The sequence below is a fragment of the Pantoea sp. B270 genome (assembly GCF_018726825.1).
Taxonomy (GTDB): domain Bacteria; phylum Pseudomonadota; class Gammaproteobacteria; order Enterobacterales; family Enterobacteriaceae; genus Pantoea; species Pantoea dispersa.
In genome coordinates, this window is record NZ_JAHCSX010000001.1 from 538,813 (window position 1) to 563,153 (window position 24,341).

General features: G+C 58.7%; 18 protein-coding genes. 14 read left to right on the plus strand and 4 right to left on the minus strand.

The window, feature by feature from the left end; all coding sequences use genetic code 11:
* Nucleotides 1-174: 174 nt before the first annotated feature.
* The 7 genes from KOL70_RS02625 to KOL70_RS02655 all read left to right on the plus strand — a co-directional run bounded on the left by KOL70_RS02625 (nt 175) and on the right by KOL70_RS02655 (nt 8,432).
* Complete coding sequence (locus KOL70_RS02625) at nt 175-2,403, plus strand: DNA internalization-related competence protein ComEC/Rec2 (RefSeq protein ID WP_254185830.1); 2,229 nt, start codon at nt 175-177, stop codon at nt 2,401-2,403.
* Between the two features lie 34 nt (nt 2,404-2,437).
* Nucleotides 2,438-4,186 (plus strand): lipid A ABC transporter ATP-binding protein/permease MsbA, encoded by a 1,749-nt coding sequence (msbA, locus tag KOL70_RS02630; protein ID WP_021508343.1) that lies wholly within the window; start codon nt 2,438-2,440, stop codon nt 4,184-4,186.
* Nucleotides 4,183-5,184 (plus strand): tetraacyldisaccharide 4'-kinase, encoded by a 1,002-nt coding sequence (gene lpxK / locus KOL70_RS02635; RefSeq protein WP_215480171.1) that lies wholly within the window; start codon nt 4,183-4,185, stop codon nt 5,182-5,184. Before msbA ends, lpxK begins: the two co-directional genes overlap by 4 nt.
* 20 nt (nt 5,185-5,204) lie before the next feature.
* On the plus strand, nt 5,205-6,422 hold the full coding sequence (locus KOL70_RS02640) for a winged helix-turn-helix domain-containing protein (RefSeq protein ID WP_215480172.1): 1,218 nt from the start codon (nt 5,205-5,207) through the stop codon (nt 6,420-6,422).
* Between the two features lie 78 nt (nt 6,423-6,500).
* A complete protein-coding gene (locus tag KOL70_RS02645; RefSeq protein ID WP_010618270.1) occupies nt 6,501-6,683 on the plus strand; it encodes a Trm112 family protein in 183 nt (60 codons plus the stop codon).
* Entirely contained in the window at nt 6,680-7,429 is a 750-nt protein-coding gene (kdsB, locus tag KOL70_RS02650; RefSeq protein ID WP_215480173.1) for a 3-deoxy-manno-octulosonate cytidylyltransferase, read from the plus strand. The genes KOL70_RS02645 and kdsB overlap by 4 nt, the downstream gene beginning before the upstream one ends.
* A 109-nt stretch (nt 7,430-7,538) precedes the next feature.
* Entirely contained in the window at nt 7,539-8,432 is an 894-nt protein-coding gene (locus KOL70_RS02655; RefSeq protein WP_215480174.1) for a YcbJ family phosphotransferase, read from the plus strand.
* Here KOL70_RS02655 and elyC read toward each other — a convergent pair.
* Complete coding sequence (gene elyC / locus KOL70_RS02660) at nt 8,412-9,197, minus strand: envelope biogenesis factor ElyC (RefSeq protein ID WP_021508338.1); 786 nt, start codon at nt 9,195-9,197, stop codon at nt 8,412-8,414. The genes KOL70_RS02655 and elyC overlap by 21 nt on opposite strands.
* 124 nt (nt 9,198-9,321) lie before the next feature.
* Here elyC and cmoM point away from each other — a divergent pair, with 124 nt between their 5' ends.
* The 7 genes from cmoM (at nt 9,322) to KOL70_RS02695 (ending at nt 19,963) form a co-directional block, all read left to right on the plus strand.
* Nucleotides 9,322-10,092 (plus strand): tRNA uridine 5-oxyacetic acid(34) methyltransferase CmoM, encoded by a 771-nt coding sequence (cmoM, locus tag KOL70_RS02665; protein ID WP_127833876.1) that lies wholly within the window; start codon nt 9,322-9,324, stop codon nt 10,090-10,092.
* A gap of 11 nt (nt 10,093-10,103) precedes the next feature.
* Nucleotides 10,104-11,426 carry a chromosome partition protein MukF gene (gene mukF, locus KOL70_RS02670; RefSeq protein ID WP_058757757.1) on the plus strand — a complete coding sequence of 441 codons (1,323 nt, stop codon included), beginning with the start codon at nt 10,104-10,106 and terminating at the stop codon, nt 11,424-11,426.
* On the plus strand, nt 11,407-12,135 hold the full coding sequence (mukE, locus tag KOL70_RS02675) for a chromosome partition protein MukE (protein ID WP_031279857.1): 729 nt from the start codon (nt 11,407-11,409) through the stop codon (nt 12,133-12,135). Before mukF ends, mukE begins: the two co-directional genes overlap by 20 nt.
* Nucleotides 12,132-16,598 (plus strand): chromosome partition protein MukB, encoded by a 4,467-nt coding sequence (mukB, locus tag KOL70_RS02680; protein WP_127833877.1) that lies wholly within the window; start codon nt 12,132-12,134, stop codon nt 16,596-16,598. Before mukE ends, mukB begins: the two co-directional genes overlap by 4 nt.
* Before the next feature lie 156 nt (nt 16,599-16,754).
* Complete coding sequence (gene ldtD, locus KOL70_RS02685) at nt 16,755-18,557, plus strand: L,D-transpeptidase (protein WP_215480175.1); 1,803 nt, start codon at nt 16,755-16,757, stop codon at nt 18,555-18,557.
* Nucleotides 18,558-18,745: 188 nt separating this feature from the next.
* Nucleotides 18,746-19,297 carry a YcbK family protein gene (locus KOL70_RS02690; protein ID WP_031279855.1) on the plus strand — a complete coding sequence of 184 codons (552 nt, stop codon included), beginning with the start codon at nt 18,746-18,748 and terminating at the stop codon, nt 19,295-19,297.
* Between the two features lie 36 nt (nt 19,298-19,333).
* Nucleotides 19,334-19,963: an MBL fold metallo-hydrolase gene (locus tag KOL70_RS02695; protein ID WP_127833878.1), complete on the plus strand. Its 630-nt coding sequence runs from the start codon at nt 19,334-19,336 to the stop codon at nt 19,961-19,963.
* 33 nt (nt 19,964-19,996) lie between these two features.
* Here the strand turns inward: KOL70_RS02695 and KOL70_RS02700 are convergent, their stop codons facing one another.
* From KOL70_RS02700 to asnS, 3 genes are all read right to left on the minus strand, one after another.
* Nucleotides 19,997-21,187, minus strand: a complete 1,191-nt coding sequence (locus tag KOL70_RS02700) for an amino acid aminotransferase (protein ID WP_127833879.1) — start codon at nt 21,185-21,187, stop codon at nt 19,997-19,999.
* 200 nt (nt 21,188-21,387) lie between these two features.
* Nucleotides 21,388-22,488, minus strand: coding sequence for a porin OmpC (gene ompC, locus KOL70_RS02705; RefSeq protein WP_276469386.1), 1,101 nt, complete (start codon nt 22,486-22,488; stop codon nt 21,388-21,390).
* A 300-nt stretch (nt 22,489-22,788) separates the two neighbouring features.
* The gene (asnS, locus tag KOL70_RS02710) at nt 22,789-24,189 is read right to left on the minus strand and encodes an asparagine--tRNA ligase (RefSeq protein WP_127833880.1); all 1,401 of its coding nucleotides are present in this window, start codon (nt 24,187-24,189) and stop codon (nt 22,789-22,791) included.
* Nucleotides 24,190-24,341 lie beyond the last annotated feature (152 nt).

Here is a 24,341-nt window from a genome sequence, read left to right on the forward strand (position 1 = left end):
CAGGCTTGCGATCCTGCTTCCATATTGCTGTTCATTTCCTGCAACCACCATAAACTGCGCGTAATCCCTCTCTGAAATCGACATTTAGCCGCATGCTTTTGCCTCTGCCAGCGCGCACAATGCGCGGCAATGACAGAAGAGGGCGTGCGCGTGACAATAACAGTGGTAGCCAGAATGATGCTCCTCGCGGCGCTGCCGCTGGGTATGCTGCCGCACATCCCCGCTTACAGTACCATTGTGCTGCTGTTAATAAGCGCACTGTTGCTGGCGTGTACGTCAGTAATGCTTTTGCGCTACGCCGGACTGGGCTTGCTGCTGTTGAGCTGGGCACTGATCGAGGCGCGTCAGACGGTCGATACCCTCGAGCAACTGACCATGGCACCGGTGGCGGCCACGCTTCAGATAACTGCAGTGAATCCCGCGAAGAACCAGCTCACGGCGCAGATAATCCGGGCAGGTGACCGCTACGTCTTTCCACCGTTGTTTGTCACGCTGCGTAATGTCAGCGATGAGGTCGCCTGGTGTGCCGGACAGCGCTGGCAGATGCAGCTGCGGCTACGTGCGGTGCACGCCCGGCTCAACGAGGGCGAATTTGATCTGCAGCGTTTTGCCATTGCTAACCACAGCGCGCTGCAGGGGCGTATTGTCAGCCAGCAGGCTGAGTATCTGCGCTGCAGCTGGCGGACGCGTTTTATCAATTATCATCTGGCGCGTTTCAGCGGGTTAACGCAGCCCGCAATACTACAGGCACTGGCCTTTGGCGTGCGTGACGCGATGACCCCGGCCCAGCGAGCCTTGCTGCGCGAAACCGGTACTGCGCACCTGATGGCCATCTCCGGCATGCATATCGCGCTGGCGGCCAGCGTAGGCTGGCTACTGGCGCGCGTCATCCAGTTAGTGTTACCTGCCAGGCAAATCGGCTATCTGATGCCGCTGCTGATCAGCGGGTTAACAGCGGCAGCCTATTGCTGGATCTCCGGCAGTCATCCGCCGGCACAGCGCGCGATGCTGGCGTTAACGCTGTGGCTGGCGACGCGTATAGCTGGCTGGCAGCTGAGCAACTGGCAGGTGTGGACGCTCTGCGTAGGGAGTTTGTTATGGCTTGATCCGCTGACGGTGCTGTCAGAAAGCTTCTGGCTGTCGGCGCTGGCCGTGGCGATGCTGATACTGTGGTTTCAGTGGTTTCCTCTGCCGCCACGTTTCCGTCAGCCGCGTCGCTGGCTCATGCTGCGACTGCTGCACCTGCAATTGGGCATGATGATTCTGATGGCGCCACTGCAGATCTTTCTGTTCCACGGGCTCAGCCTGAGCGCGCTAGTGGCCAACCTGCTGGCGGTGCCGGTAGTGTCGCTGATTACCGTGCCGTTGATTCTGCTGGCGATGCTGTTGCCGCTGCCTGCAATAGCCGTTCCGCTATGGCAGCTGGCCGATCTGTCGGTCAGCCTGGTGATGCAGGGGCTGGCGTGGCTGCCCGCCGGCTGGTGGCGCTGGAGCGATACGCTGCCGGCGGTGCTGCTGCTCTGGGCCGGGCTGGCGCTGTGGCGCAGCGGCTTGCTCGCGAAGGCGCTGATGCCCTGCTGCGCGCTGTTGCTCTCGCTGTGGTTCTGGCGCAGCAATGCCCAGCAGGACGACTGGCAGATTGACATGATCGATGTCGGACATGGTCTGGCGGTGGCGATCAGTCAGGGAAATGAGGTGATGCTGTATGACAGCGGACCCGGCTGGGCAGAGGACAATGCAGGCGTGCGGGTTTTGTTACCCTGGCTGCACTACACCGGGCGCCAACTGCGAGGAGTGATCCTGAGCCACAAGCATCTCGATCACCGTGGTGGATTAGCCGCGCTGCAACAGGCGCAGCCTGGTCTGCGGGTACGCAGCGCGCTCGGCGAGCCCGGGCATCTGCCGTGCTATCGCGGCCAGCAGTGGCAGTGGGGGCGTTTGCACTTTCACGCGCTATGGCCGCCGCGCGCGCAGACTGCCGGGCAAAATAACGACTCCTGCGTAGTGCGTGTGGATGATGGTCAGTTCAGCCTGTTACTGACCGGGGACATCGAGCTTGAGGCGGAGCGCAAGCTGGTCGCCCTGGAAAAGGGCGGCTTACAATCTACGGTTATCCAGGTGCCCCATCATGGCAGCCGGAGCTCCTCTGGCCCTTTACTGTTACGGAGTGTTGCCGGGCAGGCGGCGCTGGCTTCGCTGGCGCGCTATAACGCCTGGCGTATGCCCGCCATCGCCGTGGTCCAGCGTTACCGCGAGCAGGGCTATCGCTGGTATGACACTGCGCAATCAGGCCAGATTCACATCGCGATACGGCAGGGTCGCTGGCAGATTAAGGGGTTAAGAGAGCAAATAATCCCCCGCTGGTATCATCAGTGGTTTGGCGTCAAACGCGATTCCAGGTAGAATGAGCGGCTATTTCAAACAGCGTGAATAAATAATGCATCAAGACAAAGACCTCTCAACGTGGCAGACATTTCGCCGACTCTGGCCGATGATTGCACCGCACAAGGCTGGCCTGATTGTGTCCGCCGTGGCGCTGATACTCAATGCGGCAGGCGACACCCTAATGCTCTCCCTGTTGAAACCTTTACTGGATGATGGTTTCGGAAAAGCCGACAAATCCGTTCTGCTGTGGATGCCGCTGGCCGTCATCGGCCTGATGCTGATCCGCGGCGTAACCAGTTATATCTCCAGTTACTGCATCTCATGGGTCTCCGGCAATGTGGTGATGAACATGCGCCGTCGCCTGTTCGGCCACATGATGGGCATGCCGGTTGCATTCTTTGACCAGCAGTCTACCGGTACGCTGCTGTCGCGGATTACCTACGATTCTGAACAGGTGGCCTCTTCCTCCTCCAGCGCGCTGGTGACGGTGGTACGCGAAGGCGCATCGATCATTGGCCTGTTCATCATGATGTTCTACTACAGCTGGCAGCTTTCACTGATTCTGATCCTGCTGGCGCCGCTGGTCTCTTTTGCCATCCGCACCGTATCCAAGCGTTTCCGCAGCATCAGTAAAAATATGCAGAACACCATGGGGCAGGTAACCACCAGTGCTGAGCAGATGCTGAAAGGGCACAAAGAAGTACTGATTTTTGGCGGACAGGAAGTAGAAGCTGAGCGTTTCTCGCAGGTGAGCAATAAAATGCGCCAGCAGGGCATGAAACTGGTCTCGGCCTCTTCGATTTCCGATCCGGTGATCCAGCTGATCGCATCGCTGGCGCTGGCTTTTGTACTGTATGCGGCCAGCTTCCCGAGCGTGATGGATACCCTGACTGCCGGTACCATCACCGTGGTGTTCTCGTCGATGATCGCCCTGATGCGCCCGCTGAAATCACTGACCAACGTCAACGCCCAGTTCCAGCGCGGCATGGCGGCCTGTCAGACGCTATTCACCATTCTGGATAGCGAGCAGGAGATCGACAACGGCAAGCGCGAAATCACGCGTGCGAAAGGGGACGTTGAATTCCGCAACGTGACCTTTACCTATCCGGGCCGCGACATTCCGGCGCTGCGTGATATTAATCTCACGCTGCCTGCGGGTAAAACCGTGGCGCTGGTGGGCCGCTCCGGCTCGGGTAAATCCACCATGGCCAGCCTGCTGACGCGTTTTTACGATATCAACGAGGGCGAGATTCTGCTGGATGGCCACGACCTGCGGGAATACACCCTGCGCTCGCTGCGTAATCAGGTGGCGCTGGTCTCGCAGAATGTCCATCTGTTCAACGACACCATCGCCAATAACATCGCTTATGCGCGCAACGGTGAATACACCCGCGAGCAAATCGAGCAGGCGGCGACCATGGCGCACGCCATGGACTTCATCAACAAGATGGATAACGGTCTCGATACGGTCATTGGTGAAAACGGCGTGCTGCTGTCTGGCGGCCAGCGTCAGCGTATCGCCATTGCCCGTGCGTTGCTGCGTGACTGCCCGATTTTGATTCTCGACGAAGCCACTTCGGCGCTGGATACCGAATCCGAGCGCGCCATCCAGTCGGCGCTGGACGAGCTGCAGAAGAACCGCACGTCGCTGGTGATTGCGCACCGTCTCTCCACCATTGAAAAGGCCGACGAAATCGTGGTGGTCGAGGATGGGCGAATCGTGGAACGCGGTACTCATGAGGTGCTGCTGGCGCAGAAAGGCGCTTACGCGCAGCTGCACAAACTGCAGTTCGGTCAATGATTGAACGTATCTGGAGCGGACGCTCGCCGCTGTGGCTGCTGTTGTGGCCGCTGAGTCTGCTGTATGGCGCTATCACCTGGCTGATTCGCCTGAGCTATCAGCGCGGCTGGCGTAACCGCTGGCGCGCGCCCTGTCCGGTCATTGTCGTTGGCAACCTGACCGCGGGCGGCAACGGTAAAACACCGCTGGTGATTTGGCTGGTGCAGGCGCTGCAACAGCAGGGGCTGCGTCCGGGTGTGGTGTCGCGCGGTTACGGCGGTAAGGCGGAACGCTATCCGCTGCTGGTCAATCAGGATAGCACGACGGAACAGGCTGGTGATGAACCGGTGCTGATCGCCCAGCGCACCCAGGTGCCGGTGGCAGTAGCACCGCAGCGCCGGCTGGCAATCGAGGCCCTGCTGGCGGCGCATCCGCTGGATGTGATTGTGACGGATGATGGCCTGCAGCACTATGCGCTAGAGCGCGATCGCGAAATCGTGGTGGTGGATGGCGTGCGTCGCTTTGGCAACGGCTGGTGGTTACCGGCCGGACCGATGCGTGAACGCGCATCGCGGCTGGAGCAGGTTGATGCCGTGGTGGTCAACGGGGGCAGCGCACAGGCTGGCGAGATCGCCATGACGCTGCAGCCGGGTCTGGCGGTCAATCTGCTGACCGGCGAACAGGCCGCGCTGACGCAGCTGCCGCCAATTGTCGCGATGGCCGGCATCGGTCATCCGCCGCGTTTCTTCACTACGCTGCAGCAGCAGGGCGTGCAGCCGGTGGCAGAGATTGCCTTTGCCGATCACCACGCTTATAGCGAAGAAGAGTTACGCAGCCTGACTCAGGATGCACAGTGCCTGCTGATGACGGAAAAAGACGCGGTCAAATGCCGCCATTTTGCCCGCGCTAACTGGTGGTATCTGCCGGTGGATGCGCATCTGGCGGGCGCGCCGCTGGCCGCATTGCTGGCCGATCTGACGCAACTCTGTACGGCTGCGCGCGACGCCCGGTCGCGCTAACCATCTAAAGGGACGACGTAATGACCAGCACGCATTCCCTCTCTCTGCAAACCGCCCGCAACCTGCACCTCTCTGCCCAGGGCCTGCTACGCCCGCCGCGCCGTCAGGCGCGTTTTGCCGATATTCACGCCTGTGTGCGGCAGATGTCGCTGCTGCAAATCGATACCATTAATGTGGTCGCGCGCAGTCCGTATCTGGTGCTGTTCAGCCGCCTGGGCGCTTTTCCTGCTGAGTGGCTGGAGCAAACGCTGGCGGCAGGCGCGCTGTTTGAATACTGGGCGCATGAAGCCTGTTTTATCCCTTTTGAAGATTATCCGCTGCTGCGTCACCGCATGCTGGCTCCGCAGCGCCTGGGCTGGAAATACAATCAGCAATGGGTGGATCAGCATCAGCAGGAGATCGCCGATCTGCTGCAACATATCGCCACCACCGGTCCGGTACGCGCCGCTGATTTTGCCAGCGACAAGCACACCAAACCCGGCTGGTGGGCGTGGAAGCCGCACAAGCGACATCTGGAGAACCTGTTTAGCGCCGGTGAGCTGATGGTTGTTGAGCGCCGTAATTTCCAGCGCGTCTACGATCTGCGTAGTCGGGTGATGCCACACTGGCGCGACGAGCAGCATGCGCTGAGCGAGAACGAGGCGGTGATGCAGATGCTGGATCACAGCGCGCGCAGCCTCGGCATTTTCCGCGCCAGCTGGCTGGCCGATTACTACCGGCTGAAACGTGCGCCCATCGCACTCTGGCTGGCGCAGGCCGCTGAGCAGGGAGTGATTCAGCGCGTTGAGGTTGAGCAACTGGGCGAGATGTGGCTGCACCATACGCTGCTGCCGCAGCTGACGCAGCCGCAGGCCGCCACGCACAGCGCGCTGCTGTCACCGTTTGATCCGGTGGTATGGGATCGTCGCCGCGCGCTTGAGTTGTTTAATTTTGACTACCGCATCGAGTGCTATACGCCGGAGCACAAACGTAAATACGGCTATTTTGTCCTGCCGCTGCTGCACCGCGGCGTACTGAAAGGGCGCGTCGATGCAAAAATGGATCGCCAGGCGCAGCGCCTGATTCTGCGGGCCTTCTGGCTGGAGCCCGGCGTGCGCCTGAGCCAGCAGTTTCTCGCCGATGTGCATAAAGCCATTAACCGCTTCGCCGCCTGGCAGGGTGCCAGCGAAGTGGTGCTGGAAAACGCGCCTGATGCGCTGCGAGCCGCCTGGTCCACGCGCTGGCACGTCAGCATATAAGCCGATGGCGGCGCGCCGTCCCTGATTGCGCTATGGTATGCTAATCCTCTGACGTATCGGTCCTGAAAGGAGAAAAGTATGGATCACCGTTTACTTGAGATTGTGGCCTGTCCGGTCTGCAACGGAAAACTGTATTACAACAAAGAGCAGCAGGAGTTGATTTGCAAACCCGACGGCCTGGCGTTCCCGGTGCGTGACGGTATTCCGGTATTGCTGGAAGTAGAAGCGCGCACCCTGTCCGTTGAAGAGATTCATCCATGAGTTTCGTGGCGATTATTCCGGCACGCTACGCCTCCACGCGCCTGCCGGGCAAACCGCTGCTGGATATTCACGGTAAACCGATGGTGGTGCACGTGATGGAACGTGCACGCGAGTCCGGTGCCGAGCGGGTGATTGTGGCCACCGATCATCCTGACGTGGCGGCGGCGGTGACCGCTGCCGGCGGGGAAGTCTGCATGACGCGCGCCGACCACCAATCTGGTACCGAGCGTCTGGCCGAGGTGATTGAAAAATATCAGTTTGCTGACGATACCATCATCGTGAACGTGCAGGGCGACGAGCCGATGATTCCGGCCGAGATTGTGCGTCAGGTCGCGGACAATCTGGCCCAGGCGGATGCTGGCATGGCCACGCTGGCGGTACCGATTCACGAGGCAGAAGAGGCGTTCAATCCCAACGCGGTAAAAGTGGTCACCGATGCCAGCGGCTATGCGCTCTATTTTTCACGTGCGACCATTCCGTGGGATCGCGAACGTTACGCGCAGTCGCGTGAGCAGATTGGCGACACGCTGTTGCGCCACATCGGTATTTATGCCTATCGCGCCGGTTTCATCCGTCGCTATGTGGCATGGCAACCCTGTGCGCTGGAGCAGATCGAGTTGCTGGAGCAGCTGCGCGTGCTGTGGTACGGCGAAAAGATCCACGTGGCGGTAGCGGCTACCGTGCCGAGCGTCGGTGTGGATACGCCGGACGATCTGCAGCGCGTGCGTGAAGCGATGCAGGCATAATCGTCAGCGGCCAGCGCCCCGGCTGGCCGCAAAGTTTGATCTGGCGCTAAGTTTTGCGCCGTCATGACCTCCAGGATGGTGCAATGAGTTAACTCCGGAGGACTCTTCCATGGAACAACTCCGTGCAGAACTGGCGCTGGTGCTGGGCGAAGGCGTCAGCCGGCTGGAAACCATCAGCGAACAGGCACAATCGCGGCTTTACGCCCTCTATGATGACCACGGCAAGCCGATGCCGCTGGTGGCCAAATATTTTCGTCATCAGGGACGCGCCGCGCTCGAAGCGAAAAAACTCACCATGCTGGCGCATGAAGGGCTGATTACGCTGCCCACGGTGTACGGCCTGGTTTTGAGTCAGCAACCGCCGGCGCATGAAATGCTGCTGCTGGCACGCTTAAATGGCGTATCGGCCGAAGCGCCGGCGCGCACGGCAGCGCGCTGGGAGCAGCTGTGTGAACAGATTGTCGAAGGGCTGCTGGCGTGGCACCGCATTGACAGCCATGGCCTGGTCGGCAGCGTTGACAGCGTGCAGGAAAATCGCTGGCCGGCATGGTATCGCCAGCGGGTGGAAGTGCTGTGGTCCACGCTGGGCTACCTGTCGCCCCCCGGATTTACCCACGCCGATCGTCAGATTCTGTTTCGCAGTCGTGAACAGCTGGCGCAGCTGTTTGCCGGCTTTGACGATCCGTGCGTGCTAATGCACGGCAATCTGCGTCTCGCCAGTATGCTGAAAGACCCGCACAGCGATCAGCTGGTGGCGATGACCCAGCCGGGCACCATTTTGTGGGCACCGCGTGAGTATGAGCTGATGCGCCTGGCGGAAAACGGTGCTGAAGCATCGCTGCTGCAGCACTATTTACAGCGTGCGCCGGTGGATGACGGTTTCGTCTGGCGCCGCTGGCTCTATCAGCTGTGGGATTGCGTTGACATGCTGGTCAGCAGCGGCCAGTTTGATCGGCCGCGCTTTGACCATGCCCGCGCACAGCTACTCCCCTGGCTCGGCTGAAGGTTCGCCACTGCCGCGCAGCCGCTGCCAGATCAGCCCCAGCGTTTCGTACACTGCGCGCTGGCTATGGCTGAGCCATAGCGGCGAGGGCAGCGTGCGATCCCAGACGCTGATCGGTGAGGTGATCGCCAGCTGGTTAGCCGGTGCCGGTAGCGGATTCAGGCCGGCGCTCTGGAAAAAGTGCATGGCGCGTGGCAGATGGTTGGCAGACGTCACCAGCAAAAACGGATGCTGCCCGATGGTCTGCTTCACCGCCAGCGCTTCTTCGCCGGTGTCATGCGGCTGATCCAGCACGATAATGGCATCGTCGGGCACGCCAAGGCTGCGCGCCACGTCGGCGGCAACGCTGGCGTTGCTGCGCGGATTGTAGCCCGCAGCGGCACCGGTGAAGATCATTTTGGCCTGAGGATAGCGTCGCCACTGGCGAACGCCTTCGGTCACGCGCGGCAGGCTGTTGTTCAGCAGGTTGGAGCTGGGTGCCCACTGCCGGTTATAGGTGTAACCCCCGCCCAGCACCACGATATAGTCCACCGGCTCGCTGCCATTCCACGTGGCATACTGGTTTTCCAGCGGGGCCAGCAGCCGATCGGCCACCGGTTGCAGGCTCAGCAGTAACAGCATCAGCCAGCTCAATGAGATAAGGATTTTGCCGCTTTTTTGCCAGCGGCTGAACCAGAGCAGTAAAAGTCCTGCCGCCATAAGCGTTAACAGCAATGGCAAAGGCAGTAGCATCGCGCCAATCCATTTTTTTAAGGCAAAAAACATCGAAAACGTCTCCTTTTGTCCGAAAAAACAGCAGCCAGACAGTTACTGCGGCATGAAAGGTTCATTCTTGTCGAGCCTGTGACAAAATAGCACAAGTTGAATGCAGCAAAGCGGAGCCATCACCATGCAGGATCGTAACTTTGACGATCTGGCGGATAAATTCTCGCAAAATATTTATGGCACCCGTAAAGGCCAGGTGCGTCAGGCGATCATCTGGGATGAGCTGAACGCCATTCTGCCGACGCTGCCCGCCGGCCCGCTGACGGTGCTGGATGCCGGTGGTGGCGTCGGTCAGATCTCCAGCGGCCTCGCCGCGCAGGGGCACCAGGTACTGCTGTGCGACCTGTCGGGCGAGATGCTTAAGCTGGCCGCCGCCCATGCGCACAGCGCAGGTGTGAGCCACAACATGCAATTCAAACAAATTAGCGCGCAGCAGGTTGGCGAACATTTGGATAAGCCGGTGGATCTGGTATTGTTTCACGCTGTGCTTGAGTGGGTAGCGGATCCGCTGGCGGTGCTGCAGGCGCTGTGGCATACGCTGAAACCCGGTGGTGTGCTGTCGCTGATGTTTTATAACGCGCACGGCCTGACGTTCCGCACTCTGACGCTCGGCAATTTCGGCTATCTGCGCGCCAACATGAGCAAGCGCAAAAAACGCACGCTGTCGCCGGATTTCCCCCGCGATCCTGACGATGTACAGCGCTGGCTGACGCAGTGCGGATTTATCACCGAGCAGCGTGCCGGTATCCGCGTGTTCAGTGACTACATGAAGCCGCAGCCCGGCGCCGGGAAGAGCGTTGAGGAAATTATTGAGATGGAACGGCGCTACTGTCGTCAGGAGCCCTTTTTGAGCTTAGGGCGCTATATCCACGTGACTGCGCGCAAACCCAGGTAGAAGGATCAACTATGAGCGAATTTTCCCAGACGGTCCCCGAACTGGTGGCATGGGCGCGCAAGAATGACTTTTCCCTTGCGCTGCCGGTAGAACGTCTGGCGTTTTTGCTGGCCATCGCCACCCTCAACGGGGAGCGCATGGACGGCGAGATGAGTGAAGGTGAGCTGATTGACGCCTTTCGTCACGTCAGCAAAGCGTTTGAACAAACCCACGAAACCGTTCAGGTCCGTGCCAACAACGCCATCAACGACATGGTGCGTCAGCGCCTGCTTAACCGCTTTACCAGCGAGCTGACCGAAGGTCACGCCATCTATCGTCTGACGCCACTGGCGATCGGCATCACCGACTATTACATCCGCCAGCGCGAATTTTCCACGCTGCGCCTGTCGATGCAGCTGTCGATTGTTGCGCAGGAGCTGAAGCGCGCCGCCGACGCCGCCGAGGAAGATGGCGACGAGTTTCACTGGCACCGCAACGTCTTTGCGCCGCTGAAATATTCGGTCGCGGAAATCTTCGACAGCATCGACATGACGCAGCGCCTGATGGACGAACAGCAGCAGGCGGTGAAAAGCGATATCGCCGATCTGCTGAATAAAGACTGGCGCGCGGCCATCTCCAGCTGTGAGCTGCTGCTGTCGGAGACCTCCGGCACGCTGCGCGAACTGCAGGATACGCTGGAAGCGGCAGGCGACAAGCTGCAGGCTAACCTGCTGCGGATTCAGGACGCCACGCTGAGCAGCCCGGATCTGGGCTTCGTCGACAAGCTGGTGTTTGACCTGCAAAACAAGCTCGATCGCATTATCAGCTGGGGCCAGCAGGCCATCGATCTGTGGATCGGTTACGACCGCCACGTGCACAAATTTATTCGTACTGCCATCGACATGGATAAAAACCGCGTGTTCGCGCAGCGTTTACGCCAGTCGGTGCAGAACTATTTCGATCAGCCGTGGGCGCTGACCTACGCCAATGCCGACCGTCTGTATGACATGCGCGATGAAGAGATGACGCTGCGTAACGACGAGGTGATGGGCGAGCTGCCGCCGGAGATGGAGTACGAAGAGTTTAACGAAATCCGCGAGCAGCTGGCGGCGATGATTGAAGAAGCGTTGCAGATTTATAAGCAGCAGCAGAAGCCGCTGCATCTCGCCACGGTGATGCGTGACTATCTGGCGCAGTATCCCCGCGCGCGCCACTTCGACCTCGCACGCATCGTCATCGATCAGGCGGTGCGACTCGGCGTGGCCGAAGCCGATTTAGCCGGTCTGCCTGCGGAATGGCAGACCATCAATGATTACGGAGCCAAGGTGCAGGCACATGTCATCGACAAATATTGAACAAGTGATGCCAGTCAAACTGGCGCTGGCACTGGCAAACCCGATTTTTCCCGCGCTCGATAGCCAGTTACGTGCCGGCCGCCACATTGGTATTGAAGAGCTGGATAATCACGCTTTTCTGATGGATTACCAGCCGTTTTTAGAAGAGTTTTATGCGCGCTACAACGTTGAGTTGATCCGCGCGCCGGAAGGTTTTTTCTATCTGCGTCCGCGCTCAACCACGCTGATCCCGCGTTCGGTGCTGTCCGAGCTCGACATGATGGTGGGTAAAATTCTCTGTTATCTCTACCTGAGTCCGGAGCGGCTGGCCAACGAGGGCATTTTCACCCAGCAGGAGCTGTACGACGAGTTGCTGTCGCTGGCGGATGAAAGCAGGTTGCTGAAGCTGGTTAACCAGCGCTCCACCGGGTCGGACCTGGACCGCGCCAAACTGCAGGAGAAGATGCGTGCGTCGCTCAGCCGTCTGCGCCGTCTCGGCATGGTGTGGTTTATGGGCAACGACAGCAGCAAGTTCCGCATTATGGAGTCCGTTTTCCGCTTTGGTGCGGATGTGCGCAGCGGTGACGACGCACGTGAAGCGCAGCTGCGCCTGATTCGTGACGGTGAAGCGATGACGCTGGAGAACGCACCGGTCGCCAGTGAGAGCGACGAGGCAGAAAATGACAGCGAACACGACGCGAGCGAGCGCGCGGAGGATGAACAGGCATGATTGAACGCGGTAAATTTCGATCGCTCACGCTGATCAACTGGAACGGTTTCTTTGCCCGCACCTTTGATCTGGATGAGCTGGTCACCACGCTGTCCGGCGGTAACGGTGCCGGTAAATCGACCACCATGGCGGCGTTTGTTACGGCACTGATTCCGGACTTAACCCTGCTGCATTTCCGTAACACCACTGAAGCCGGTGCCACGTCCGGCTCGCGCGACAAGGGCCTGCACGGCAAACTGCGCGCGGGCGTCTGCTATGCGGTGCTGGACGTGGTCAACTCGCGGCATCAGCGCGTGGTGGCTGGCGTGCGCCTGCAGCAGGTGGCCGGACGCGATAAGAAAGTCGACATCAAGCCGTTCAGTATTCACGGGCTGCCGACCGATACGCTGCCAACCGATATGCTGACCGAAATTCTCGGCAGCCGTCAGGCGCGCGTGCTGCCGCTGGCAGAAGTGAAGGAGCGGGTGGAAGCGCAGGAGGGCGTGCAGTTCCGCCAGTTCAGCTCGGTCACGGACTACCACGCCATGATGTTTGAACTCGGCGTGGTACCGCGTCGTCTGCGCACCGCCGGCGATCGCAGCAAATTCTACCGTCTGATCGAAGCCTCGCTGTATGGCGGTATCTCCAGCGCCATTACCCGCTCGCTGCGCGATTACCTGCTGCCGGAAAACGGCGGCGTGCGTAAAGCGTTCCAGGATATGGAAGCGGCGCTGCGCGAAAACCGCATGACGCTGGAAGCGATTCGCGTCACGCAGTCGGACCGCGATCTGTTTAAGCATCTGATCTCTGAAGCCACCAGCTACGTTTCTGCCGACTACATGCGCCACGCCAACGAGCGTCGCATCCATCTCGACGGTGCGCTGCAGCTGCGTAACGAGCTGTTCACCAGCCGCAATCAGCTGGCATCAGAACAGTATCGTCACATCGAAATGGCGCGCGAACTCTCTGAGCACAACGGCGCAGAGAGCGATCTGGAAACCGATTATCAGGCGGCGAGCGATCACCTTAATCTGGTCCAGACGGCGATGCGTCAGCAGGAGAAGATTGCGCGTTACGACGCCGATCTGGAAGAGCTGACTTATCGCCTCGAAGAGCAGAATGAAGTGGTGGCCGAAGCGCGTGAGGTGCAGGAAGAGAACGAAGCGCGCGCTGAAGCGGCGGAAATTGAAGTCGACGAGCTGAAAAGCCAGCTGGCCGATTTTCAGCAGGCGCTTGATGTGCAGCAAACCCGCGCCATTCAGTATCAGCAGGCGCTGCAGGCGCTGGAAAAAGCGCGGGCGCAGTGCCAGCTGCCGGACCTCACCATCGACAACGCCGCAGAGTGGCAGGAAACCTTCCAGGCGCGCGAAGAAGAGGCCACCGAACGGCTGCTGCGCCTGGAGCAGAAGCTGAGCGTGGCGGAAGCGGCGCACAGCCAGTTTGAACAGGCGCTGGCGCTGGTCACCAGTATTGCTGGCGAGGTAAGCCGGCAGGATGCGTGGCAGGTCGGGCGCGAATTGCTGCGCGATGCCGCTAATCAGCGCCATCATGCCGAACAGCTCTCTTCGCTGCGTCTGCGTCTCAACGAACTGGAAACCCGCCTGCGCGAGCAGCATGACGCCGAACGTCTGCTGGCCGACTTCTGTAAACGTCAGGGGCAGCAGTATGACGCTGACGCGCTGGAAGGCCTGCAGCGTGAACTGGAAGCGCAGATAGAGCAGCTGAACGAAAGCGTGGCCGACGCCGGTGAACGCCGCATGCTGATGCGCCAGGAGCTGGAGCAGCTGCGCGAGCGCATCACTACGCTGACCGCGCGGGCACCGCACTGGCTGGCGGCGCAGGAGATTCTCACCCAGCTGAGCGAGCAGACCGGCCAGACGCTGAGCAGCAGCCAGCAGATCACCGAATATATGCAGCAGCTGCTGGAGCGCGAGCGTGAAACCACCGTTGAGCGTGATGAAGTGGCGGCGCGCAAGCGTGAAGTTGAGCAGCAGATTGCGCGACTCAGCCAGCCGGGCGGCGCGGAAGATGCGCGCCTGACCCAGCTGGCGGAGCGGTTTGGCGGCGTGCTGCTGTCAGAAATTTACGATGACGTGACGCTGGATGATGCGCCGTACTTCTCCGCGCTGTATGGCCCATCGCGTCACGCCATTGTGGTACCGGACCTGTCGCTGGTGCGCGAGATGCTCGACGGCCTGGAAGAGTGTCCGGAAGATCTCTATCTGATCGAAGGCGATCCGCAGTCGTTTGATGACAGCGTCTTTAGCGTCGACGAGCTGGAAAATGCGGTCGTTGTCAAAGTGGCGGAGCGCCAGTGGCGTTATTCGCGCTTCCCGAAAGTGCCGCTGTTTGGTCGCGCGGCGCGGGAAAATCAGCTGGAGCTGTTGAACAATGAGCGCGACCAGCTGGCCGAACGTTTTGCCACACTGTCGTTTGACGTGCAGAAAACCCAGCGTCTGCATCAGTCGTTTAGCCGCTTTATCGGCAGCCACCTGGCGGTGGCCTTCGACGAAGATCCGGAAGCGCAGATGCGTCAGCTCAACAGCCGTCGGGGCGAGCTGGAGCGCGCGCTGGCGCAGCACGAGAATGACAACCAGCAGCAGCGTGCCCAGTTCGAGCAGGCAAAAGAGGGTGTGGCGCAGCTCAACCGCCTGCTGCCGCGCGTTAACCTGTTGCTTGACGACTCGCTGGCCGACCGCTGCGAAGAGATTCGTGAGCGGGTGGAAGAGGCCCAGGAAGCCGCGCGCTTCCTGCATCAGCACGGCGCGAAACTCAGCAAGCTGGAGCCGCTGGTGGCGGTGCTGCAGAGCGATCCGCAGCAGCACGAACAGCTGACGCGTGATTATCAGCAGGCGCAGCAGCAGCAGCGCGAAGCGCGTCAGCAGGCATTTGCCCTGACCGAAGTGGTGCAGCGCCGCGCGCACTTCAGCTATGAAGATTCGGCTGGCATGCTGACCGGTAACAGCGATCTCAACGAAAAACTGCGCCAGCGTCTGGAGCAGGCGGAAGGCGAACGCAGCCGCGCGCGCGAACGCCTGCGCGAACATCAGGCGCAGCTGACGCAGTATTCCCAGGTGCTGGCGTCGCTGAAGAGTTCGTACGATGCCAAGCGCGACATGCTGAAAGAGTTGCAGCAGGAGATGCAGGATATTGGCGTGCACGCCGATGCCAGCGCCGAGGAGCGCGCGCGCAGCCGGCGTGACGAACTCTACACGGCGCTCAGCCACAACCGTGCGCGTCGCAATCAGCTGGAGAAACAGCTCACCTTCTGCGAAGCCGAGATGGATAGCCTGCAGAAGAAACTGCGCAAGCTGGAGCGTGATTATCACCTGATGCGTGAGCAGGTGGTCAGCGCCAAAGCGGGCTGGTGCACCGTGCTGCGTCTGGTGAAAGAGAACGGCGTCGAGCGCCGTCTGCATCGCCGCGAACTGGCTTACCTGAGCGGCGACGAGCTGCGCTCGATGTCGGATAAAGCCCTCGGTGCGCTGCGCCTGGCGGTCGCGGATAATGAACACCTGCGCGATGTGCTGCGCATGTCGGAAGATCCAAAACGGCCGGAGCGCAAGATTCAGTTCTTTATCGCCGTCTATCAGCATCTGCGTGAACGTATCCGTCAGGACATTATTCGTACCGACGATCCGGTTGAAGCCATCGAGCAGATGGAGATTGAGCTGAACCGTCTGACCGAAGAGCTGACGGCGCGTGAGCAGACGCTGGCGATCAGCTCGCGCAGCGCGGCCAATATCATCCGCAAAACCATTCAGCGCGAGCAGAACCGCATCCGTCAGCTGAACCAGGGCTTGCAGGCGGTGAGCTTTGGCCAGGTGCGCAGCGTGCGGCTGAACGTCAACGTACGCGAAACGCACGCCATGCTGCTGGATACGCTGTCGGAAGAGCATGAACAGCATCAGGATCTGTTTACCAGCAATCGCCTCACGTTCTCGGAAGCGCTGGCGAAGCTGTATCAGCGTCTCAATCCGCAGATTGATATGGGCCAGCGCACGGCGCAGACCATCGGTGAAGAGCTGCTCGACTACCGCAACTACCTTGAGATGGAAGTGGAAGTGAACCGCGGCTCAGACGGCTGGCTGCGCGCCGAAAGCGGGGCGCTGTCGACCGGTGAAGCGATCGGTACCGGTATGTCGATTCTGGTGATGGTGGTGCAGAGCTGGGAAGAGGAGTCACGGCGTCTGCGTGGTAAAGATATTTCACCGTGCCGCCTGCTGTTCCTCGATGAAGCCGCGCGTCTTGATGCGCGCTCCATCGCCACGCTGTTCGAACTGTGCGAGCGTCTGGAAATGCAGCTGGTGATCGCCGCGCCGGAGAATATCAGTCCGGAAAAAGGCACCACTTATAAGCTGGTACGTAAAGTCTTTAACAATACGGAGCATGTGCACGTGGTCGGACTGCGCGGTTTCTCCGCCGACCCGACGCCGGTGAAACAGGAAAATCCCGGCGCAGGCGTGGCCACTGAAAATAGCTAGCAGCAAATCTGGTTAAAAATTCAGGCTGCGGTTAATCTGTAAACGGCATCGGCCCTGCGAGGCGGATGCCGTTTTTTATTTTATACTCAACCATAAGAGTACAGGCGGTACACGGCGTTTTCAGGATGCTGTGTCTTTGGTAAGAAGGGGGCAGGGATGTTGCTGAACAAGAAGAGCAGAGTTAATCGTGCTGCAATAGCACTCAGTTTGTCACTGATGGCGGCACCGCTGGCTTTCAGCCAGGCGGCAGACGTCGGCGCGCTGCCGCACAGCACGCTGTCAGTGGCTGCCAGCCAGCAGCAAATTCAGCAGGCATTTAGCCCCAGCGAACGACCCTTTTATCTGCCCGGCCTCGCCGGCATCTATGCGGCACGCAACATGGCGCCGCTGTGGCAGGATCGCGACGCCGTGCAGGCTTTCCAGCAGCAGCTGGCAGAAGTGGCGCTCTCCGGCGTACAGCCGCAGTTTACCCGCTGGGTAGAGTTGCTCACCAATCCGGATATCAAAGGCTTCGCGCGGGACGTGGTGCTGAGCGACGCCATGCTTGGCTATCTGCAGTTTGTCGCTAACGTACCGACCCAGGGCGAAACCTGGCTGTACAGCAATGTGCCGTACAAGCTGACCATGCCGTCACTCTCCGCCATTAATCAGTGGCAGAACGCGGTGAACGGCGGCGGCAGCCGCGCCTTTGTGGTGTCGCTGCAGCCGCAGCATCCGCAGTACGCACCGATGCACAGTGCGTTAAAAGCGTTGCTGACCGATAACCGGCCGTGGCCGCAGCTGCGCGATAAGGGCACGCTGCGCCCGGGGCAGATCAGCGATGATATGCCGGCGCTGCGTGAGATTCTGCAGCGCACCGGGATGCTGACCGGCACGCACAGCGCGACGCCCACGCCAGCCGACGATGCCGTCCCGACGGCGCCGCAGCCGGTGAGCCAGAGCGATCAGCCCGTGGCCGTCAGCCCGTCGGCCACCAGCGTCAGCGATCTGCCGGCGCAGGTTCCGCAGGCCAGCGGCAACATCAGCACGGTCACCCCGGCTGCCAGCAATAATGTCTACGACAACACGCTGGTGGAGGGGGTAAAACGCTTCCAGCACTGGCAGGGACTGGCAGACGACGGTGCCATCGGCCCGCGCACCCGCGAGTGGCTGAATGTTTCCCCACAGATGCGTGCAGCGCTGCTGGCGCTGAATATCCAGCGTCTGCGTCTGCTGCCGGATGACATGCACAACGGCATTATGGTGAATATTCCCAACTATTCCCTGACCTACTACAACAACGGCAATACCATTCTGTCCTCGCGGGTGATTGTCGGTCGTCCGGACCGCAAAACGCCGCTGATGCGCAGCGCGCTCAATAATGTGGTGCTCAATCCACCGTGGAACGTGCCCACCACGCTGGTGCGCCAGGATATCGTGCCGAAGGTGAAGCAGGATCCGAGCTATCTGTATAAGCACGGCTACACGCTGCTGTCGGGCTGGAGCGCCGATGCGGAAGTGATCGATCCGTCGATGATTGACTGGCACATGGTGTCCGCCGCCAGTTTCCCGTATCGCATTCGTCAGGCGCCGGGTGCCAGCAACTCGCTGGGCCGTTATAAATTCAACATGCCGAGTTCAGACGCGATTTATCTGCATGACACGCCAAATCATGGCCTGTTCCAGCGTGATATCCGCGCGCTCAGCTCCGGCTGCGTGCGCGTTAACAAAGCTTCTGAACTGGCCGATCTGCTGTTGCAGGACGCGGGCTGGAACGACAGCCGTATCTCTGACACGCTGAAGCAGGGCGATACGCGCTACGTGCCGATTCGCCATCGTATTCCGGTCAATCTCTACTACCTTACGGCCTGGGTGGCGGACGATGGCCAGCCGCAGTATCGTACAGATATTTACAATTATGATAACCCGGCGCGCTCCGGCAGCCAGGTGCTGACCAAAGCGGGGCAGCTGCTGCTCTAAGCGTTGATTTCCCTGTTATCCTTCCCTTAAAGAAAATGGCAAGACCGGTCTGGAAAATTGATTTCAGACCGGTTTTGCGCATTCTGTGACAGATTGCGGGTTGACTGCTCTCCAGGCTGCGGTTACTGTTCGGCCTTGTGTACTTTTTGCACATATTTTTATCGTTTTAGATTAGGTAACCCCGCTTCATGGCTAATTTTGATTCTCAACGTCGTCGTTTATTGCTGCTGGGTGGCGCAGCGGCTGGATTGTCACTGCTGCCGGGTGCAGCGCTGGCGTCAGTTTCCACCTCCCGCCCCCGGGTATTAACGCTCAGTAACATGCATACCGGTGAAACCCTCAAAACTGAGTTTTTTAACGGTAAGAGTTATGACAAGGATGAGTTAGCTCGCTTAAACCACTTCTTCCGTGATTACCGCGCCAATCAGGTTAAACACATCGATCCGCATCTGTTTGACCAGCTGTATCGTCTGCAGACGCTGCTCAACACGCGCAAACCGGTGCAGCTGATCTCCGGCTACCGTACGCTGGCGACCAATAATATGCTGCGTGAATCGGGCCCTGGCGTGGCCAAACACAGCTATCACACCAAAGGGCAGGCGATGGATTTCCACATTGAGGGCATTTCTCTGAGCAATGTTCGCAAAGCGGCGTTATCTATGCGCGCCGGTGGTGTAGGATATTACCCGCGCAGCAACTTCGTACACATTGATACCGGGCCTGCAAGGCACTGGTCCTGATACCGGCAGCGCTGCGTGTGTCGGTCATGGAGCGCTATGAATTACCTGATTATTCCGGTCACCGCCTTTTCACAGAACTGTTCCGTTATCTGGGATGACGAGACGCAACAGGCTGCGCTGGTTGATCCCGGCGGCGATGCCGAAACCATTATTGCCGTGCTGGCGGAGCGAGGCTTAACGCCGTCGCAAATCCTGCTGACCCACGGCCATCTCGATCACGTCGGTGCTGCTGCCGAACTGGCGCAGCACTATCAGGTGCCGATCGTCGGGCCGCAGCCAGCCGATGCCTTCTGGCTGGATAACCTGCCCACTCAAAGCCGGATGTTTGGTTTGCCGGAGTGTGCGCCGCTGACGCCAGATCGCTGGCTGGAAGAGGGCGAAACGGTACAGCTGGGCAACGTGACGCTGGAAGTGCTGCATTGTCCCGGGCATACGCCAGGCCATATCGTGTTCTTTGACCGTGTTGGCCGTCTGCTGATCTCAGGTGATGTGATTTTTAACGGTGGCGTCGGACGCACCGATTTTCCGCAGGGCAGCCACAGCGATCTGATCGCGGCCATCCGGGATAAACTTCTGCCGCTGGGTGATGATGTGACGTTTGTCCCCGGCCATGGCCCGATTTCCACCCTCGGCCACGAGCGCGTCAGTAATCCTTTCCTGCAATAAAAAAAATGGGCCATCAGGCCCATTTTTCGTTGGTTACAGCACCGCGACTATCGCTTCGCACAGCGCCGACATATTATCCGGCGTCATGCCTGCCACGTTAACGCGACCGGAATTCACCGCATACACGCCAAACTCCTCACGCAGACGCACCACCTGATCTTTGGTCAGACCGCTGAACGAGAACATGCCGTTCTGTTTGATGATGAAGCTGAAATCGCGCTGTGCGCCTTTCTCCGCCAGGGTATTCACAAACAGCTGACGCATGCGCTGAATGCGCTGACGCATGTCGGTCAGCTCCTGCACCCAGATGGTACGCAGCGCGTCGTTACCGAGAATGGTGGCGACCACGGCAGCACCGTGCGACGGCGGGTTAGAGTAGTTGGCGCGGATGCTGTATTTCACCTGGCTGAATGCTGTCTTCGCCACGTCGGCCGTTGCCGCTACCAGCGTCAGCGCACCGACACGCTCGTTGTACAGACCAAAGTTCTTCGAGTAGGAGCTGGCGACAATCAGTTCCTGATGGGATGCCGCGAAAATGCGCAGGCCTTCAGCATCTTCATCCAGACCGCGCGCGAAGCCCTGATAGGCGAAATCGAACAGTGGCAACCAGCCTTTCTCCAGCGACAGCTGCGCCAGCTGTTGCCACTGTTCGGCCGTTGGATCGATACCGGTCGGGTTATGGCAGCAGCCGTGGAACAGCACCACGTCGCCCGCCTGCGCTTCCTGCAGCGAGGCCAGCATGCCGTCGAAGTCGAGGCTGTGGGTCGCCGCATCGTAATACTGGTAATCACACACTTCCAGACCGGCGGCGTTGAACACGTTTTTGTGGTTCGGCCAGCTGGGATTGCTCACCCAGACGCGTTTGACGTTGGTTTGCGTAGCGAGGAAATCCGCGGCGACGCGCAGCGCACCGGTGCCGCCCGGCGTCTGCGCGGTGCAGGCGCGGCCAGCGCTAATCAGCGCGTTCTCTTTGCCAAACAGCAGTTCCTGCGTGCAGCGCGCGAAATCAGCCAGACCATCAATGCTGAGGTAGTTTTTGGTGGTCTCGTTCTCCAGCAGATACTGCTCAGCTTTTTTCACACTGGTCAGCACCGGCGTTTTGCCGGTTTCATCTTTATAAACACCAATGCCAAGATTGATTTTATTCGGGCGGTCGTCGGCGCGAAACAGGTCAGCCAGTCCCAGAATAGGATCGGCTGGTGCGGCAGAGATTGATTCAAACATGAGTCAGTTCCGTTAGGGTGAACTTTAGCAAAATGAGCTATCAGGTTAACGTCAGACGCAACGCTTGCCAACCGCTGACATAAAAAAGAAATAACTGTGGCGTATAAAGTAATGGCGCTAATCGGGAGCCCGATCACTGAAATGCAAAACGGAGCCCGAAGGCTCCGTTTCTGAGGTGTTACGCAGTTCGAATCGGCAGATTAGAACTGGTAAACCAGGCCAACACCAACCACGTCGTCGGTGCTGATGCCCTTCGCACGGGTAAAGTCGTTGTCGTCCAGCAGGTTGATTTTGTAGTCAACATAGGTGGACATGTTTTTGTTGAAGTAGTAGTAGGTACCGACTTCGATGTATTTAACCAGGTCAGCATCGCCGCCAGCGAAGGTTGAACCGTTGCCAGTCGCGCCGCTCAGGTCCTTACCTTTAGACTGCAGGTAAGCGATGGATGGACGCAGACCGAAGTCGAACTGGTACTGTGCAACCACTTCGAAAGCCTGAACTTTATTAGCAGTCTGGGTGTTGGTGCCACCGTAAGGCGTGGTGTTACGTGATTCACCGTAGAATGCAGCCAGGTATACGTTGTTCGCGTCATATTTCAGACCGAAACCGTAAGCGTCAGCTTTATCGCCGTTGCCATCAAGAACCTGTGCATCGGTACGGTCAGAAGAGAAGTATGCACCTACAGCGCTGATGCCCATACCGGTGTCATACGCTACAGAAGAACCCCAGCCGTCGCCATTCTGGTTCAGGACGTCACGGCCTTCGTTTTTGCCCTGATACTGCACGGCAAAGCTCAGACCATCAACCAGACCGAAGAAGTTGCTGTTACGGTAGGTAGCCAGACCGTTTGAACGACCAACCATGAAGTTGTCGTTGTCCTGATACAGGGTATCGTCACCGAATACTGGCAGCTGGTCAGTGTAAGACATTGCGTCGTACAGAACACCGTAGTTACGGCCGTAGTCGAAGGAGCCTGCATCACCAAATTTCAGACCGGCAAAGCCCAGACGAGTTTTAGAGCCTTGGGTGCCCTGGTTCTCAGTCACGTTAGCCTGAATGTTGTATTCCCACTGGCCGTAACCGGTCAGCTGGTCGGTAATCTGAGTTTCACCCTTGAAGCCAAAACGAACGTAAGATTTGTCGCCGTCATCACCAGCGTTGTCAGAGAACTGATGACGCGCATCAACTTTACCGTAGAGGTCCAGTTTGTTGCCGTCTTTATTATAAATTTCTGCTGCGTTTGCTGCGCCGGCAGCTAACAGAGCAGGGATAACCACTGCAAGAATGTTGCGCTTCATCATTATTTATTACCCTCATTGGAGTTATTTGGACATCTGCCACTGCCGTCAAGAAACCTTTACGGGAGCCTTGAAAGAAGTTTGATGTCTCCTGTGTCTGCACGCATCTTTCCATCACAGGGTTGCTAATTCTAGCCCGAAAATGATTCAATTCTCGTAATTGCGTATCAAAAAGCAAAATTGTATTACAATTTGTAAAATATCGGGAACTTTGTGAGAGAACTCAAAATTTACAAAAATAAAAAAAGGCCGGCAGGGCCGACCTCAATATATATATGAATTTCTTATATTTAATCTTAAATCTTAGAAATTCGCGTTACGTGGCGTGCGTGGGAACGGGATAACGTCTCTTACATTTTGTACGCCGGTGACATAGGCGATCAAACGTTCGAAACCTAAACCGAAGCCGGCATGCGGCACGGTGCCATAGCGACGCAGGTCACGATACCACCAGTAATCTTCTTTATTCAGGCCCATTTCAGCGAGGCGCGCATCCAGCACATCAAGACGCTCTTCACGCTGGGAACCGCCGATGATTTCACCGATGCCCGGTGCCAGCACGTCCATCGCCGCCACGGTTTTGCCGTCGTCGTTCATACGCATGTAGAACGCTTTAATATCTTTCGGGTAGTTCTTCACCACCACCGGCGCTTTAAAGTGTTTCTCCGCCAGATAACGCTCGTGTTCGGAAGAGAGATCGACGCCCCATGACACCGGGTTCTCGAAGCTCTGGCCGCTTTTCAGCAGAATGTCGACGGCGTCGGTATAGTCTACCTGGGCGAAATCCGTGGTGATGAAGCGCTCCAGACGGGCGATGGCCTCTTTATCCACGCGCTCGGCGAAGAACGCCATATCATCAGCGCGCTCTTCCAGCACCGCTTTAAACACATACTTCAGCATCGCTTCCGCCAGGGCAGCCGCATCGTCCAGCGTGGCGAACGCCACTTCCGGCTCCAGCATCCAGAATTCCGCTAAGTGACGGCTGGTATTCGAGTTTTCGGCACGGAACGTCGGGCCAAAGGTATACACTTTGGACAGCGCACAGGCGTAGGTCTCGGCGTTCAGCTGGCCGGAAACGGTCAGGAAAGCCTCTTTACCAAAGAAGTCTTTATCGAAATCGACTTTGCCCTGCGGGTCGCGCGGCAGGTTTTCCAGATCCAGCGTTGAGACGCGGAACATCTCGCCGGCACCTTCGGTGTCAGAGGCGGTGATCAGCGGCGTGGAAACCCAGAAATAGCCGTTTTCATGGAAGAAGCGATGCAGCGCCTGCGCCAGCGTATGACGCACGCGCGCTACGGCACCAACAATGTTGGTGCGCGGACGCAGGTGCGCCACTTCACGCAGGTATTCGATGCTGTGACGTTTCGCCGCCATCGGATAGGTATCCGGATCGTCAACCCAGCCGGTGACCTCAACCCGGGTCGCCTGCAGTTCGAATGCCTGGCCTTCACCTGGCGACTCCACCACTTTACCGGTGACGATCACCGAACAGCCGGTGGTCAGACGCAGCACTTCATCCTGATAATTATTCAGAGAATTATTGACGACGGCCTGAACGGGATTAAAGCAGGAACCGTCATAAACGGCGATAAAGGAAAGACCGGCTTTGGAATCTCTTCGGGTACGCACCCAACCACGTACGGTGACTTCACTGTCAACCGCGACACGGCCGTGCAGTACATCCGCTACAGGCACTACGCTCATAAAAATCTCTCTATATAAATGAAGATGGAGTGAAATAAGCCCCATTCCGGGGTTTAGCTATGTTACTTGCGAGCCACCAGGAAACAAGCAAAATTGCCGGAGAATAAAGAGATTTTCTGGCGCAGAGCAGGGCGCAGGCACCCTGCTCAGGC

Coding starts and splice junctions, on each gene's coding strand:
- KOL70_RS02625 (WP_254185830.1), top strand. CDS start 175: ATGATGCTCCTCGCGGCGCTGCCGCTGGGTATGCTGCCGCACATCCCC.
- msbA (WP_021508343.1), top strand. CDS start 2,438: ATGCATCAAGACAAAGACCTCTCAACGTGGCAGACATTTCGCCGACTC.
- lpxK (WP_215480171.1), top strand. CDS start 4,183: ATGATTGAACGTATCTGGAGCGGACGCTCGCCGCTGTGGCTGCTGTTG.
- KOL70_RS02640 (WP_215480172.1), top strand. CDS start 5,205: ATGACCAGCACGCATTCCCTCTCTCTGCAAACCGCCCGCAACCTGCAC.
- KOL70_RS02645 (WP_010618270.1), top strand. CDS start 6,501: ATGGATCACCGTTTACTTGAGATTGTGGCCTGTCCGGTCTGCAACGGA.
- kdsB (WP_215480173.1), top strand. CDS start 6,680: ATGAGTTTCGTGGCGATTATTCCGGCACGCTACGCCTCCACGCGCCTG.
- KOL70_RS02655 (WP_215480174.1), top strand. CDS start 7,539: ATGGAACAACTCCGTGCAGAACTGGCGCTGGTGCTGGGCGAAGGCGTC.
- elyC (WP_021508338.1), bottom strand. CDS start 9,197: ATGTTTTTTGCCTTAAAAAAATGGATTGGCGCGATGCTACTGCCTTTG.
- cmoM (WP_127833876.1), top strand. CDS start 9,322: ATGCAGGATCGTAACTTTGACGATCTGGCGGATAAATTCTCGCAAAAT.
- mukF (WP_058757757.1), top strand. CDS start 10,104: ATGAGCGAATTTTCCCAGACGGTCCCCGAACTGGTGGCATGGGCGCGC.
- mukE (WP_031279857.1), top strand. CDS start 11,407: ATGTCATCGACAAATATTGAACAAGTGATGCCAGTCAAACTGGCGCTG.
- mukB (WP_127833877.1), top strand. CDS start 12,132: ATGATTGAACGCGGTAAATTTCGATCGCTCACGCTGATCAACTGGAAC.
- ldtD (WP_215480175.1), top strand. CDS start 16,755: ATGTTGCTGAACAAGAAGAGCAGAGTTAATCGTGCTGCAATAGCACTC.
- KOL70_RS02690 (WP_031279855.1), top strand. CDS start 18,746: ATGGCTAATTTTGATTCTCAACGTCGTCGTTTATTGCTGCTGGGTGGC.
- KOL70_RS02695 (WP_127833878.1), top strand. CDS start 19,334: ATGAATTACCTGATTATTCCGGTCACCGCCTTTTCACAGAACTGTTCC.
- KOL70_RS02700 (WP_127833879.1), bottom strand. CDS start 21,187: ATGTTTGAATCAATCTCTGCCGCACCAGCCGATCCTATTCTGGGACTG.
- ompC (WP_276469386.1), bottom strand. CDS start 22,488: ATGATGAAGCGCAACATTCTTGCAGTGGTTATCCCTGCTCTGTTAGCT.
- asnS (WP_127833880.1), bottom strand. CDS start 24,189: ATGAGCGTAGTGCCTGTAGCGGATGTACTGCACGGCCGTGTCGCGGTT.